Genomic DNA, 13958 nt, shown 5'->3' with positions numbered 1-13958 from the left:
GCCCCAGCCCTAGGCGACCGTCACCCGGACCTGCTGCACCAAGTTGTTGGCCATGCCCTGGTAGTTCCAGTTCTGATCCAGTGGCTGGGTGGCGCCGGTGGCATCGGTGGCGCGGCAGGACAGCACGTGTTCGCCGGGCTCGGCCACCCACGGCAGGTTCCACTTCCGCCACGCGAATCCGCCAAGCGGCTTCTCGAGCTGCGCCGGCAGCCAGGCCCCGTCGATGCCGATTTCCACGCCGGTCACCGCACCCTCCCCGGACCACGCCCTGCCCTGCAGCAGGACAGGGCCGGCGGCCAGGGTCCGGTTCCGTGTGAGGAAGTCCGGAATGCCCGGCGGAACCATCAGCGAACGTACCCTGATGCGCGAAACCGGCGTGCCGGCGTCGTCCGCGGAATCCTGGTAGCGGTAGGCGATGTGCTGCTGATAGCCCGTAAAGGGGGTGGTGACCACTTCGATGGACTCCAGCCACTTCACGCTGGCCATGCCGTACCAGCCGGGCACCACAAGGCGCAGGGGGTAGCCGTGCTGGGGCGGGAGCTCGTGGCCGTTCATCGCGTACGCAAGCACGATGTCGGCCCGCATGGCCTCGCGGATCGGCAGGCTGCGTGCGTACCGCTGGCGGACGCCGCCCTGGATCCCGGCATCGGCACCGGTAAAGACGACTTCCCGGGCGCTGGGCAGGACGCCCGCTTTCCCCAGCAGGTAGGCGAGCGGGACACCCGTCCAGTTCGCCGTCCCCACGGCTTCGAGGACCCAGGGCTGGCTGACGGGGCGGGGACTGAGCAGGGACCGTCCGTTGCCGGCGCACTCAAGCGTCACGGGAACGGTGATGGCCGGGTCCTTGTGCAGGGCCGCCATGCCCAGTTCCAGGGACCGTTCCACCGCCCCGCCGATCAGCAGGTGCCAGGACGCCGCATCGATGTCCGGAATATCGAAGTGCGTGAGGACATAGTGCAGGCCCGGTGGCGTGACATCACGGCGCAGCGCCTCCAGCGGCATGGAGTGGTTGCGGGCCGAAAGTTGGAGTTCCTCCGCGGTCAGCGGGCCGGTGGTGGGCCCGGAGGGCACCGTGCCCTCCGGGGTTTCCGCCTGGGTGGACTGCAGGTTGGCTTGGGTCTGCGTCATGGCGCTGCGATTCTGTGGGCGGACGGCGGGGCGGTGCTCCCTTTGCCTCTGGTTTACGCCCGCCCCGCGCGCCCGTCAACGCCCTAAAGACGCAAGAACAGCTACAGCACGGGCCGGGTCAGGAACTCCGCCAAGCTGATGGGGTCCCTGCCGGTCAGGCCGTGTATGTCGGGGGAAACGCCCGCCATCTCGCCGGCCGCCATGGCGGTGTAGGTGCTGACCCAGGCATCCACCTGCCATTTTGGTGCGTTGTAGGGTGCCCGCGACGCGTAGGCTTCCTCCAGCGTCTCCGCCTGGTAGGTGACGTTCCTGCCCGTGCCTTCGCTGATGATCTCCGCAGCCCGTGCCATGGTGAGCTCTTCGGGGCCGGTGAGCTGGTAGGTCTTGCCATTGTGGATGGCGGGGTCGCGCAGCACTGCAACCGCACTGCGCGCAATGTCCTCCCGGGCAACTCCGGAAAACACGCCGTCACCGGCCGGGCCCCTGATTACCCCCTGGTCATCGGTCATCAGGGGCAGGAAGTCCAGGTAGAAGTTGTCCCGCAGGAACGTGTAATCCATCCCGGAGGACCGGATCCGTTCTTCGGTGGCGTAATGGTCCCGGGCCAGCGTGAACGTGGCATCCGGGGCCGCCCCGTAAAAGGACGTGTACACCACGTGCTCCACCCCGGAGCCGGCCGCGGCATCCACGAACGCAAAGTGCTGCTGCAACCGGTCCTCCGCCTCGGCGGCGGACACCATGAACAGCACCCGGACCCCCTCAAGGGCCCTCCGGGCGGCATCCGCGTCCCCGTAGCTGCACACGGCCGCGGCCGCCTGCTCCAGGTCGGGCGCGCGGGACGGGTCCCGCACCAGCAGCCGCTGGGCGAAGCCGGCGCCCGCAAGCTCCCGGGCCACCATGCCGCCCAGCCCGCCGGTAGCGCCGGTGACCGCAAGGCCCGGCAGGTCCGCCGCCATGCGCCTAGGCTTCCCGCGTGGCGGGTGACTTGGTCTGGGCGGGGTCGCGTTCGGCAAGTGCGCCGATGGCGTCGTCGATCTTCTTCAGCACGTCCGGTTCCAGCCTCACACCGGCGGCAGCCACGCTATCGGCGATCTGCTCCGGCCGGGAGGCGCCCACAATGGCGGACGCCACGTTGGGGTTCTGCAGCACCCATGCGACAGCCAGCTGCGGCATGGACAGGCCTGCCTCCTCGGCGACAGGCTTGAGGTCCTGCACACCCTGCAGGACGTCGTCGCGCATCCACCGCGAAATCATCTTGGCGCCGCCCTTTTCGTCGGTGGCGCGGCTGCCCTCAGGCGCGGGCTGGCCGGGCAGGTACTTGCCGCTCAGGACACCCTGCGCCATGGGTGACCAGACGATCTGGGACACGCCCAGTTCCTCCGACGCCGGTACCACCTCGGCTTCGATGACGCGCCAGAGCATGGAGTACTGCGGCTGGTTGGAGATCAGCTGGAAACCCAGTTCCCGTGACAGCTTGTGCCCCTCCCGGAGCTGGTCCGCGGTCCACTCGCTGACGCCGATGTAGAGTGCCTTGCCCTGGCGGACGATGTCCGCGAACGCCTGCATGGTTTCCTCGAGCGGCGTTTCGAAGTCGTACCGGTGGGCCTGGTAGAGGTCGATGTAGTCCGTCTGCAGCCGGCGCAGCGAGCCGTTGACGGAATCCATGATGTGTTTGCGGGACAGGCCAAGATCGTTCTTGCCCTTGGGGCCGGTGGGGCCGAAGACCTTCGTGAAGATCTCCAGCGATTCGCGGCGCTCGCCCTTGAGGGCCTCGCCCAGGACCGTCTCCGCCGCGGTGTTGGCGTACACGTCGGCGGTGTCGAAGGTGCTGATGCCGGCGTCGAGGGCGGCGCGCACGCACTGGGAGGCGACGTCATTCTCCACCTGGGAGCCGTGCGTCAACCAGTTGCCGAACGTGATTTCCGAGACTTTGAAACCGCTGTTTCCGAGGTATCTGAATTCCATGGGCTTCACGCTAGCGGAGATGGTTGCTCAGGGTAAGGGCCGTCCGCCGTTCCGTGCGGCGTCGGATTCCGTCCGCTTCTGCTCCTGGCCATGCTTGAGTACCTGCTGGGCGGAAAGGGACACCAACGATCCGGTGTCCAGCGGCGGCAGCACCTGCGGAGCCTGTGGCTTCGTGAAGGAATGCGGGACTTCGCGGACGGGGCGGTGGTTGTGCAGTGCTGATTCCACGAGCGGCGCCACAGACTCCACTTTCTCCGCCGGAACGCCGGGATCCGGGAGGTCCCGCACGGAGAGCTTGATTTCAGGGTTCGCGGCGCGCTCCCGGGCCGTGGCGCGGGCGTCGGCTTCGGCTACGGCGGAGGCCCAGTCCTCGGCCAGGACAGGTTGTTCGCGGCGGGTTGGGGATTTACGGACGACGGCGGCGCCCAGCGCCGATTTCGCCAGGGCGGACTTCGCGAAAGCGGACTTCATGCGCGCTGGCTTGAGTGCCGCAGGCCAGCCCCGCGGTGCGGACGCGGATCCTGCCGGAGCGCCGTCGCCGGACTCGGAACCGGGCTCGGCAAGGCGGGTGCCGTACAGCTGGACCAGGGGCATCCCGTCCTTCCGTTTGCCTTTGCCGAACAGCCGCATCATGACGACGGCGGCCAGCCGGCCCACACCAGCGAGGAGCAGGGTGATGACGCCCAGGAGGAAGAGGATGAAGAAGATCAGGAAGGCGACGCCCACCGTGCCCAAAAAGGTGAGGTTGAGGACGAGCGTGTCCGGATTTTCCACGTGTCATCTCTCCTCTCTGCCTTCAGCTGGGCCCGCGGCGGCGCCCCCACGAACGGCAGCAGCTTCGTATCCACCTTACGGATTTTTGCGCCGCCGTGCCCCCGGCGCGGCGGCCGTCCGCGGGGTTGTAGCAAAGCCGTTACCGGATATGACAGCATCCCGGTATGACAAAAATCGGAGCACAGGACCGTTGCCCCTGCCTGTCCGGGGATCAGTACGCCTCCTGTTGCGGCCGGTTCCATTCAGGCGGGGCCGAAGCAGCCACAGCGGAGCAACTGATGCGCTCCCGGTACACGGCTTTTGTGCTCCTGGACCGGGACTACCTGCTCCAGACGTGGCACCCGGACACGGCCCCGGGGAACCTGCAGTTGGACCCGGACATGCAGTGGCGGCGGCTGGACATTGCAGCCACCGGCGGTGGCGGGCCTTTCGACACCGCGGGAACGGTGGAGTTCAAGGCGCACTACCGGCACACGGGTGAGCGCGGGGTGCTGCATGAGGCCAGCAGGTTCGTCCGTTCGGACGGCCGGTGGTTTTACGTGGACGGGGACATCCTGGACTGACTATTCGTCGTAGTCGCTGTCCGGTGTGAATCCTGCCCGGTCAACCTTCCGGTGGAAGTGCATCCCGGCCAGCCCGCCCAGCACGGCGCCCACCAGCGCAACCGCGGCCACCACGACGGCGGCGATGATGCTGGTGGTGGTCAGTTCACCCTCGTTGATGGGGATCCGCGGGAAGCTGTTGAGGTTGGCCAGCACGTTAAACTGCTGTCCGGCCACCAGGCCCAGGATGGCGATCGCGATGGCGGCAATCAACGCCCAGACCCACACCATGAGGCCCTGCTTGGCGCCGTTGAAGCGCGCCATCCGGCCGGCCACGTAGCCGCCGGAGTAATAGGAAACAAACAGGATCACCAGCAGCACAATGATGCCCACCAGGCCCACCGTGCCGCTGTTTTGGGTGGCCTGGTTCACAGCTTCATTGACATCTGTGTTGTTGGCCAGCCCCACGGCGGTGCCGGCAGCGGCCACCAGGGCGGTGAGCAGGACGGCCATGCCGGTTGCAGTCAGCCAGCCAAAGAAGGCGGAACCCACCTTGATGCCGCCGAACTGCTCCTTCTCCCGGGCGATCGCGGTTTCGCGGTCGGTCAGGTTGGGGTTCACGGCTGCGGCCGGGACAGCTGCGGTCCGCGTGGCCCCCGCGGATCCGCTGCGGTCCGCATAATCCCGGTCGGTGTCGGCCCGCTCGGCGTAGACCTCCTGGGGGTAGTCGCGTTCCGCGGATGCGGCCGGCGCCTCGGAGTACGGCCGCGTGGCATCTCCGGCGGACGTCCGGTCGATGGGACGCGTTGCATTGTCCGCCGGGGTCCGGTCGATGGAGCGGGTGGCCTGGCTGTCCGCGTCACCGGCACGGCCGTTTTCGCTGCGCCCGTCCTGCCGCGCTCGCCGGGGAGGGAGGTTCTCTGGGTCCGTTGAGCTGCTCATGGATCCACTCAACCACCGCCCCACCCCGATAGCAAGGATGCTTACGGTTCCGTGACCTGCGGTTCTACCGGTATCTGCGGTGCAGGTTGTCCTTCGCCGAGGGCCCATGGGAGGCGTCGGCAATCCACGGCCCGGTGCCCTCGGACTGGTCCAGGACCCCTTCCTCCAGCCAGGCGTAATCCCCGGCGAGGACCTTGCGCGTGAGGCGGTGGTCGCCGTCGTCCGTATTCCGCCAGAGCTGGTCGAAGTATTCGTCCACGCGCACCCGCGCCTGCTCGCAGTAGGCTTCGGCGAGTTCGTAGGCGCTCGCCGCCCGCCCGGGATCTGTGCGCAGCAGCATCTCCGCACGCGAGCAGCACGCGGTCATGGCGAACAGTTCAGCACCGATGTCCACCACGCGGCCCAGGAAGGCCTGTTTGCGCTCGAGCTTCGCCTGCCACCTGCCCATGGCATAGAAGGTCTGGCGGGCGAGCCGCCGGGAGGAGCGTTCCACGAACCGCAGCTGCCGGGCCAGCCGGCCGAACTCGCTGTAGGAGCGCGGGTCCATCCCGGCGCCGGCCACCAGCTTGGGCAGCCACTTGGCGTAGAAGCCGGAGGCGCCGACGGCGGCCTTGGCCTTATCGGACAGGCTCGCATCCATTGAGGCCAGGTCCCCCGCGGCGGCCAGGTGCGCATCGACAGCTTCACGCGCGATCAGCAGCCGCATGATCTCGGAGGACCCCTCAAAGATCCTGTTGATCCGCAAGTCCCGCAGCTGCTGCTCGGCGGGTACTGCACGCTCGCCGCGTGCGGCCAGGGACTCCGCGGTCTCGAAACCGCGCCCGCCACGGATCTGGACCAGCTCATCAGCGATCTGGCAGCTGATTTCCGTGGCCCACAGCTTGGCCAGGGCGGCCTCGATCCGCACGTCCTTCTGGCCGGCGTCCGCAAGCTCGGCGGCGAGCTCGAACACGGCATCCAGTGCGAAGGCGGAGGCCGCGATGAAGGCGATCTTCTTACCCACCGCTTCGTGCTCGCCCACGGGCCGCCCCCACTGGGTGCGGGCGTTGGACCATTCGCGGGCGATCTTCAGGCTCCAGCGGCCGGAGGCGACGCACAGCGCAGGCAGGGCGAGCCGCCCGGTGTTAAGGGTGGTCAAGGCAATCTTCAGGCCCTGCCCCTCGCGGCCAAGCCGGTTGGCCGCGGGCACCCGGACCTGATGGAAGCGGGTGACGCCGTTTTCGATCCCGCGCAGGCCCATGAAGGCGTTCCGGTTCTCCACCGTGATCCCGGGTGAGTCCATTTCCACCACGAAGGCGCTGATCCCGCCCTTATGCGGGGTGCCGTCGGCGTCCGTGTGCGCCGGGACCACCGCCATCACCACCACCAGTTCCGCGATCACCCCGTTGGTGGTCCACAGCTTCACGCCGTCCAAAAGGTAGGCCTCGCCGTCGTCCGTGGGTGTGGCGGTGCTGCCCAGCCTGGCGGGGTCGCTGCCCACATCCGGTTCGGTGAGGAGGAACGCGGTGATGGCGCCGGCCGCGCACCGCGGCAGGTACTCCTTTTTCTGTTCCGGGGAGCCGAACACCTTGACCGGCTCGGGTACCCCAATGGACTGGTGCGCCGAAAGGAGCGCGCCGAGGCTCGGGTGGACGCTGCCCAGCAGTGCAAGTGCGCGGCCGTAGTACACGAGTGAGAGGCCCAGCCCGCCGTATTCCTCGGGGATCTTCATGCCGAAGACGCCCAGGTCCGCCAAACCGCGGATGTATTCGTCGGGAATCTGTGAAGCACGCTCGATCACCCGGCCGTCCATGGTCCGGGCATATGCGGTGAGCCGGGCCATGAACGCTTCACCACGCTCCACATCCGCAGAATCGGACGTGGGCCACGGGTGGACCAGGCTGAGGTCGAAGGTGCCCAGGTAGAGGCCTTTGGCGAAGCTGGGCCGGTCCCATCCGGTCTCCCGCGCGGCCTCGGCCACGGCACGGGCTTCATCCGCGGTGACTCCGGAGCCGATCTTGCCGGCGGGGACGGGCGTTTCTTCAGCCGGCGCGTCAGTGGACGGGCTGTGCGTGGCGGAGGTCATGGGTTATCTCCTTGGCCCGAATGGCCGGTGAAGCCATGGATCCGCCGGGTTGGAGAACCCTTCAGCTGTCCCTCAATATTACCCGCGGGTAAGTTCCGGTGCTAGGGGAAGGCTGGGCCGGAAAGTCCGCAGCCACGTCCACGCTCTTTGCATGATGCACCAGCCGGTCCCAGCCGGCATTGATGCCGTGGACCACCGCCAGGAGCGTGCTGGACACCACCACCCACGCGAGCTTTCCCGTACCCAGCAGCAGGAGCGCAACCAGCCCCGATGCCAGGACGAAGGCGGCCAACAGGCCGCCAAAAGCCAGGGTCCCGATGAAGACCAACGTGGATGTGTCCAGAGCGCTCAAATCAAACTGCATGTGTCCCCCTGCGGCGTTGCTGTGGTGAGAATCTGCTGTGGCCAAGCGGCGAAGGCCGGTAGCAGAAACTGTAGGGTGGGCCCCGCGCGGCGAGCCAGAGCGCGGCAGCAGGAAACAGCTGTTGATACGGGATCGATACCCTACCGCCAGGTAGGTCACGGAGTGGTTGCGGCGGTCCCCCCGAACGCGCTGCGTTAACCTTGTAGTTGGCCGTTTTCCGGTCCGACCCCGTAGCCCGCCCCGCCAACAGCCCAAGGAGAATGTGTGCCCCGCTCCGCCAGGTCATCCGCTGACGCCATCAGCGCCCGGCTCCGGGACCTCGAACTCCTCACCAAGGGACCCGCGTGGGCCCTCACCCGCTCGGCGCCGTGGGTCATCGCGGTGCTGCAGGCGTCCTTCACCCGCACCCGGCCGCAGCTTCCGCTCGAGGAATTCCATGCCGACGTCGACTCCTTCCTTGAGGAGCTCCGCCGGCAGGACCCCGGGCTGGGTGGCGGCGCCAACGGCAAGTCGTTCGGCGACGAGTGGACGCGCCGGCAGTTCCTGACCCGCCGGAACCAGTCGGGCCAGATCGTCTACGAAGTCACCGAACCCGCCGCCCGCGTGCTCGCCTTCCTGGACAGCCTCTCCAGCGAACGGTCCACCCTCAACGGGTCCCGGCTGGGTACGCTGCTAGGCGATGTCGAGAAGCTCGCCAATGAGACCAACCCGGACCAGAGCGCCCGGCTTGAGGCCCTTGAGGAGGAAATCGGCGAGCGGCAACAGCTGATCGAGGACATCAGCAGCGGCGAGTTCGACGGCCTGCTCGATGACGACCAAGCCGTGGAGGCCGCGGGCAACATCCTGGACCTGGCCGCCAGCCTGCCCGCCGACTACAAGAAGATGCGCGACCGGATCGAGGAACTGGTGGGCGGCCTCCGCAACCAGATCATCGAGGAGTCGCTGACCAAAGGCGCCACCATGGCGCAGGTGCTGGAAGCGGACAAGCGGCTCCGCCAGAGCCCGGAAGGCAGGACGTTCCGGTCCTTCACCGCGTTCCTGGAGGATCCGCAGCAGCAGCTTCGCTTCCGCTCGGCCATCGGCGAAGTCCTCGGCCGGCAGTTCGCGGACGACCTCTCGCCGGAAGACCGCGAAACACTGAAGAACTTGGTGGCCGAACTCCGCCAGCAGCACAGCCAGATCCAGCGTATCTACGGCAAGCTCAGCGAAAGCCTCAACACGTACGTCCAGAGCGACGACTTCCGCCAGTCGGTCCGGCTGCGGCAGGTCCTGCGCGAAGCCGAGCACGCCATCCGGTCCCTGCCGTACGAACGCGACCGGCCAGGCTTGGTTCCCGGACCGGTCCTGTACAACGCGGGCTTCGAGGCGCTGTCCATGGTGAAGCTGTTCGACCCCGACGAATTCGCCGCACCGCCCAAACTTGCCGATCCCATCGCGTTCAGCGACTCGGACCGTGTGCGCTCGCCGAGGACCGGCAAGGCCAAACCGGCGGTGGTCCGCGCCGCCATGGCAGGAGCCAGGACCCTGGGCGACGCCTGGGAGCAGCTGCCGCAGGAAGAGCAGCACATCAACTCCATCCGCGCCCTGCTGTCGGAGGCCCTGCACGCCGGGGCCGACTTCAACCGCAGCGATTTCGAGGGCCTGGACTTCGAACAAATAGACGGCTCCATCCGCAGGGCCTACCTCCCGGTGGTCACGCTCGCAAAGGATTCAGATGACTGAAGAGATCACGACGCCGGCAGCTGAGCAGGTGGGGAGCGAAACCCCCGAGCCGGTGGTTGAGCCCGTCGAAACCGCGGACGCTCCGATGCCGGCCAGCCACGTCACCGCAGCAGTCTCGCCCCGCGACACCTTCGTGGACGGAGCCGCGCTGTTCCCCGGCGACACCGGGGTGCTGAACATGAAGGTCCGGCAGGCGCTGGTGAAGCTCCTCAAGGGCCCGTACATTGATGGCGGCCGGGACGAGAAGCTGTGGACGGTCCTCCTGGACAACCAGGTGATCCTGCGCAGCCGCCTTTCGGAGCTGTTCCTCAGCATGCAGCTGGACCATGAACGGAAAATCGCCGTCCTGCGCCCGGTGGATCCGGACGTGATCGGCGGCAGCGCCCGGTCCAGCATCCTGCGTCAACAGCGGGCCCTCAGCCGGGTGGAAACCATCGTGCTGCTCCGGTTGCGGCTCCTGCTGGACCGGCACGTCACCGCCCAGACTGACCCCACCATCACCCGCGAGGAAATCACGGACCTGGTGGCGCACTACCAACCGTCCGGCCAGCAGGACGCCCTCCGCGACTCGGACGTGGTCACCCGTGCGATCACCAAGCTCCTGGCCCGCCAGCTCCTGCTGCCCACGGGCCTTGACGACGTGTACACCATCTCCAACGCCCTGCCCCTGGCACTGCCGTTCGAGAACATCGGAGACATCCCGGCCCACATCGAAGCCCTGGTGGCCGCGTCAACGGACCAGTCCGGAACCGAACCCCTCCTGGACCTCGAAGCAGATCCGGTGGCTGAGCCCGCCGATAACGGGGACGACGACACCGACGACACAGAGGCAGCGAAGTGACCATTCCGAGCATGCTCCCGCTGGGGGAAGAGACGAACCCCGGCCAGATGCGGCTGGCGCTGGTCCAGGTGGTCAACTGGGGCACGTTCCACGGCGCGCACACCATGCGCGTGGACCGGAACGGAACCCTGCTGACCGGTAACTCCGGCGTGGGAAAGTCCACCCTCTTCGACGCCATGCTGCGCGTCTTCGATGCGAGGCCGCGGTCCAACGAGGCCGCCGCCCAGCGGTCCGGCGGTGCTGTGGAGGACAAGCGCACCACGTTCACGTACATGCGCGGCAAGGTGGGCGACAAGGCCGTGGGCGAGGGCTCGGCAAGTGCCTTCCAGCGCCCGGGTGCCACCTGGTCCGCCGTCGGGCTGACGTTCGACAACGCTGCGGGCACCCGGGTGACCGTCTCGGCACTGTTCGACCTGCCGAAGAACGGCACGGAATCCAGCGTGGGCCGGTTCTACCTGATCGACAATGTTCCGCTGGACCTCGATGCGATCGAAGGCATCGCGGACAAGCGGTTCACGAAAGGCGCGCTGGAAACGATTTTCCCGCACGCCCAGGTGTTCGATGTCCACAAGGCCTTCGCCGAGCGGTTCCGGCGCCTGCTGGGCATCAGCTCGGACCAGGCGCTTCCGCTGCTTCGGGTCATCCAGGCGGGCAAAGGCCTGGGCGGCAGCGTCAACACGTTCTTCCGCGACCAGGTGCTGGACGCCCCGGCAACACTGACGGCGGCTGACGACGTGGTGGAAGAGTTCAGCAACCTGATGTCCATCCGCCAGCGCCTCGAAGACGTCCGGCAGCAGCGCGACCAGTTGGCGCCGGTTCCGGGGCTGAACCGCGAGTACGCCCAGTCGCTCCTGGACGCCAACCGGCTCCGGGAGCTGGCCGGCGGCGAATTCGAGTCGTACAGGCAGCGGCTCGCCGTCACCGTCCAGCAGAAGATCCTGGCCCGGTTCAAGGAACTGGCGCAGGCCAAAGCCAAGGAGCTCGGCGCCGAGCGTTCGGTCCGCGACGGCCTGGCCAAGGACCTGCGGCAGCTGGAAACCGACTACAACAGCCAGGGCGGCAACGCGATTTCCGCCATCGAGCAGTCGCTGGAGAACGCCAGGGTGGGGCTGCGCCTGCGCAGGCAGGTGGAGCAGGCTGCCCAGCAGGCATTGTCCGACGCCGGGCTGCAGCTTGAGTGGACGGCCGCGGGCTGGGAGCAGGCACACGAGCAGGCCGCCGCCCGATCCGCGGAACTGAAGGACGATTCGCAGGCGCTGCAGGAGCTGCGGTTCGAGGCGTTCGACGCCCACGCCAGCCGCAAGCGCGAACTGGCCGCGGCTGAGCAGGAACTGGTGTCGCTGAAGACGCGAAAATCCCTGCTGCCGCCGTCGAGCATTGAAAACCGTGCCGCCATTGCCGCGGCCACCGGCATCCCGGAGGACAGGATGCCGTTCGCCGGTGAGCTGATGGACCTGGCCGAAGGGGAGGAGCGGTGGCGGCCGGCGGCTGAGCGTGCGCTCCGCAACCTGGCCACCACGCTGCTGGTCCCGGGCGAACATTTTGGTGCCGTCACCCGCTACCTCAATGACCACAACGTCCGGGGTGCGCTGCGGGCCGTGGACGTCTCCAAGCCCCTCGCCGGCGGTGCGCTGGCAGTGGAGGACGCGCGCGACGGCGACCTGCTCACCAAGCTGGACATCCTCGCCAGCGGTGCGGCTGCCGAGGCCGGGGAATGGGTGCGCGAACGCATCGCCATCGACTTCGCCTACCCCTGCGTGGAAGACCCGGACCAGCTCGCCGCGCTGGACAGGGGCCTGAGCCTGGGCGGTGTGGTCAAGCGGAACCGCCACACCGTGGAGAAGGACGACCGGTTCACCAGCCGCCAGGACTACGTGCTGGGGTTCGACAACGCCGCGAAGCTGGAACTCGTGGCCGGCCAGGTGGAGGACCTCCGGCAGGAAGTGGCCAAGGCAGCCGAGCTGGCGCAGAGCCGGGAGGATTCCCACCAGGGCATGAGCCGGCAGCTCGAAGCGCTCCGCCGGATCGCCGAGGACGACAGGCCCTGGGACCAGGTCTCGGCAGCCGTCGCAGCCGATGAACTGGCGGGCATTGAGCAGCGGCTCAAGGATGCCCTTGCAGCCCAGGCGGACCTGGAGCCGCTGCGGGCCACCATCGAGGAGGTCCGGCAGAAGCACCAATCCAGCACCGAGTCCGCGGCCGTGCTGCAGAGCGAGTACAAGGCCCTCGACAGGCAACTGACCGCTGCCGATTCGCTGCTGGAAGCCGCGCGGCACCGCCTGGCCGGGGCGCCGCCGTCGGACGCTACCGTGACGGCGCTGGAACCGTACTTCGCCGACTTCGGCGACGTGACGGAGATGCACGAGCTGGACAACCTTGCCAACCGCGTACGGACCGCGCTCCAGGGCGAGCTGCACACCGCAGAATCCCGTGGACAGGCCACCGCGGAGCGGCTCACCCGCATCTTCGAGGGGTTTGTGCGGGAATGGGGCAGCGCCATCTCCGCCGATCATGGCACCAGCATTGGCGCGGCCAGCGAGTTCGAAGCCCGCTACCACGCGATCGTCAATGACGGCCTGCCGGCGCAGGAAGCCGAATTCAGGCAATTCTTCAACCAGCGCACGCATGAATCCTTCAGCACCCTGCTGCACCTCCTGGACGAGGAACGCCGCTCCATCACCAGCCGGATCCTGCCCCTGAACGGCATCCTGTCGCAGGTGAACTTCCACGAGGGCAGCTTCCTGGAACTGGACATCAAGCAGACCCTGCCGCCCACCGCCAAGCAGTTCAAGGACGCCATCCAGAACGCACTGAAGGCCCGGCATACCAGGCCCGCCAAGACGGAACCGGGTGCGGAACGGGACGACGACGCCGAGCTCACGGCACGCTACAAGTCCCTGGAAACGCTGGTGAAGCGCCTGGGCTCGCAGGCTCCGGAGGACCGGCGCTGGAGGGCCGAGGTGCTCGACGTCCGCGGGCACCTGTTCATCCAGTGCAAGGAGCACCGCGAGGTCACCGCCCCCTCGGCCAAGGGAAAGAAGGCCGCCAAGAAGACCGAGGTGTTCATGCACGCGGACACCGGCTCCATGTCCGGTGGTGAGCGGCAGCGGTTTACGGCGTTCATCATGGCCGCCGCCCTCAGCTACCAGCTGGGCATCGCCGAACAGGGCTTCACCACCTACGGCACGGTGATGATGGATGAAGCCTTCGTGCTCGCCTCGGAGGAGTTCGCCGGCGCCGGGATCAAGGCACTGCACGAGTTCGGGTTCCAGCTGCTGCTGGCCGCGCCCGAGAACGTGATCGACCTGTCCCGGCACCTGGGCTCCGTGACCGAGATTCTCCGGGACCGGCGCACCAACCGTTCCGGCGTGCTGACCGCGCCGGTGATCCGCCCCAGCGAGGGCGACGAGGGGGCCTGGCGGTCCGAAGCGAATCCGGTGGACATCGTGTTGCGCTGACGGTGCGCCGCCGCAAACCCGAGACAGGGGTAACAAACTGATGGATTTATCCGTCAGGTTCTGGTGTGCCGCGATTTGGTTGTGCCACCCTTGGGAGCAAAACACCACCACGCCATCCCGATCCCCCTAGGCGCTGCGGAACGCTGGGTCCCGCAGT

11 protein-coding genes are annotated in these 13958 nt (G+C 67.7%); 4 read left to right on the top strand and 7 right to left on the bottom strand.

Features of this window, described 5'->3' with window-relative positions; translation table 11 throughout:
• Nucleotides 1–9: 9 nt before the first annotated feature.
• From ACFV4R_RS09550 to ACFV4R_RS09535, 4 genes are all read right to left on the bottom strand, one after another.
• Nucleotides 10–1128, bottom strand: coding sequence for a sulfite oxidase (locus ACFV4R_RS09550; protein ID WP_377202312.1), 1119 nt, complete (start codon nucleotides 1126–1128; stop codon nucleotides 10–12).
• Between the two features lie 101 nt (nucleotides 1129–1229).
• The gene (locus ACFV4R_RS09545) at nucleotides 1230–2084 is read right to left on the bottom strand and encodes an SDR family oxidoreductase (protein WP_377202311.1); all 855 of its coding nucleotides are present in this window, start codon (nucleotides 2082–2084) and stop codon (nucleotides 1230–1232) included.
• A 4-nt stretch (nucleotides 2085–2088) separates the two neighbouring features.
• Nucleotides 2089–3093: an aldo/keto reductase family protein gene (locus ACFV4R_RS09540; protein ID WP_377202310.1), complete on the bottom strand. Its 1005-nt coding sequence runs from the start codon at nucleotides 3091–3093 to the stop codon at nucleotides 2089–2091.
• Between the two features lie 27 nt (nucleotides 3094–3120).
• A complete protein-coding gene (locus tag ACFV4R_RS09535) occupies nucleotides 3121–3867 on the bottom strand; it encodes a hypothetical protein (RefSeq protein WP_377202309.1) in 747 nt (248 codons plus the stop codon).
• A gap of 164 nt (nucleotides 3868–4031) precedes the next feature.
• Between ACFV4R_RS09535 and ACFV4R_RS09530 the strand changes: the two genes are divergently transcribed.
• Nucleotides 4032–4430 (top strand): YchJ family protein, encoded by a 399-nt coding sequence (locus ACFV4R_RS09530; RefSeq protein ID WP_377202308.1) that lies wholly within the window; start codon nucleotides 4032–4034, stop codon nucleotides 4428–4430.
• On the opposite strand, the gene ACFV4R_RS09525 is transcribed toward ACFV4R_RS09530, so the two are convergent.
• The 3 genes from ACFV4R_RS09525 to ACFV4R_RS09515 all read right to left on the bottom strand — a co-directional run bounded on the left by ACFV4R_RS09525 (nucleotide 4431) and on the right by ACFV4R_RS09515 (nucleotide 7780).
• Nucleotides 4431–5351 (bottom strand): TIGR04086 family membrane protein, encoded by a 921-nt coding sequence (locus ACFV4R_RS09525; protein ID WP_377202307.1) that lies wholly within the window; start codon nucleotides 5349–5351, stop codon nucleotides 4431–4433.
• 64 nt (nucleotides 5352–5415) lie between these two features.
• On the bottom strand, nucleotides 5416–7416 hold the full coding sequence (locus ACFV4R_RS09520; RefSeq protein ID WP_377202306.1) for an acyl-CoA dehydrogenase family protein: 2001 nt from the start codon (nucleotides 7414–7416) through the stop codon (nucleotides 5416–5418).
• Between the two features lie 61 nt (nucleotides 7417–7477).
• Nucleotides 7478–7780: a hypothetical protein gene (locus ACFV4R_RS09515; RefSeq protein ID WP_377202305.1), complete on the bottom strand. Its 303-nt coding sequence runs from the start codon at nucleotides 7778–7780 to the stop codon at nucleotides 7478–7480.
• A gap of 264 nt (nucleotides 7781–8044) precedes the next feature.
• On the opposite strand from ACFV4R_RS09515, the gene ACFV4R_RS09510 reads away from it, so the two are divergent.
• Genes ACFV4R_RS09510 through ACFV4R_RS09500 form a run of 3 tightly spaced genes read left to right on the top strand, consistent with a single transcriptional unit; the run spans nucleotide 8045 to nucleotide 13801 of the window.
• Complete coding sequence (locus tag ACFV4R_RS09510) at nucleotides 8045–9502, top strand: DUF3375 family protein (RefSeq protein ID WP_377202304.1); 1458 nt, start codon at nucleotides 8045–8047, stop codon at nucleotides 9500–9502.
• On the top strand, nucleotides 9495–10343 hold the full coding sequence (locus ACFV4R_RS09505; RefSeq protein ID WP_377202303.1) for a DUF4194 domain-containing protein: 849 nt from the start codon (nucleotides 9495–9497) through the stop codon (nucleotides 10341–10343). The genes ACFV4R_RS09510 and ACFV4R_RS09505 overlap by 8 nt, the downstream gene beginning before the upstream one ends.
• Nucleotides 10340–13801: an ATP-binding protein gene (locus ACFV4R_RS09500; RefSeq protein ID WP_377202302.1), complete on the top strand. Its 3462-nt coding sequence runs from the start codon at nucleotides 10340–10342 to the stop codon at nucleotides 13799–13801. The genes ACFV4R_RS09505 and ACFV4R_RS09500 overlap by 4 nt, the downstream gene beginning before the upstream one ends.
• Nucleotides 13802–13958: the final 157 nt, after the last annotated feature.

Origin of the sequence: Pseudarthrobacter sp. NPDC059871 (assembly GCF_042731175.1) — a bacterium.
Lineage (GTDB): Bacteria > Actinomycetota > Actinomycetes > Actinomycetales > Micrococcaceae > Arthrobacter.
The sequence above is the reverse complement of the archived record's forward strand: the minus strand, read 5'-3'. Positions and strand labels throughout refer to the sequence as shown.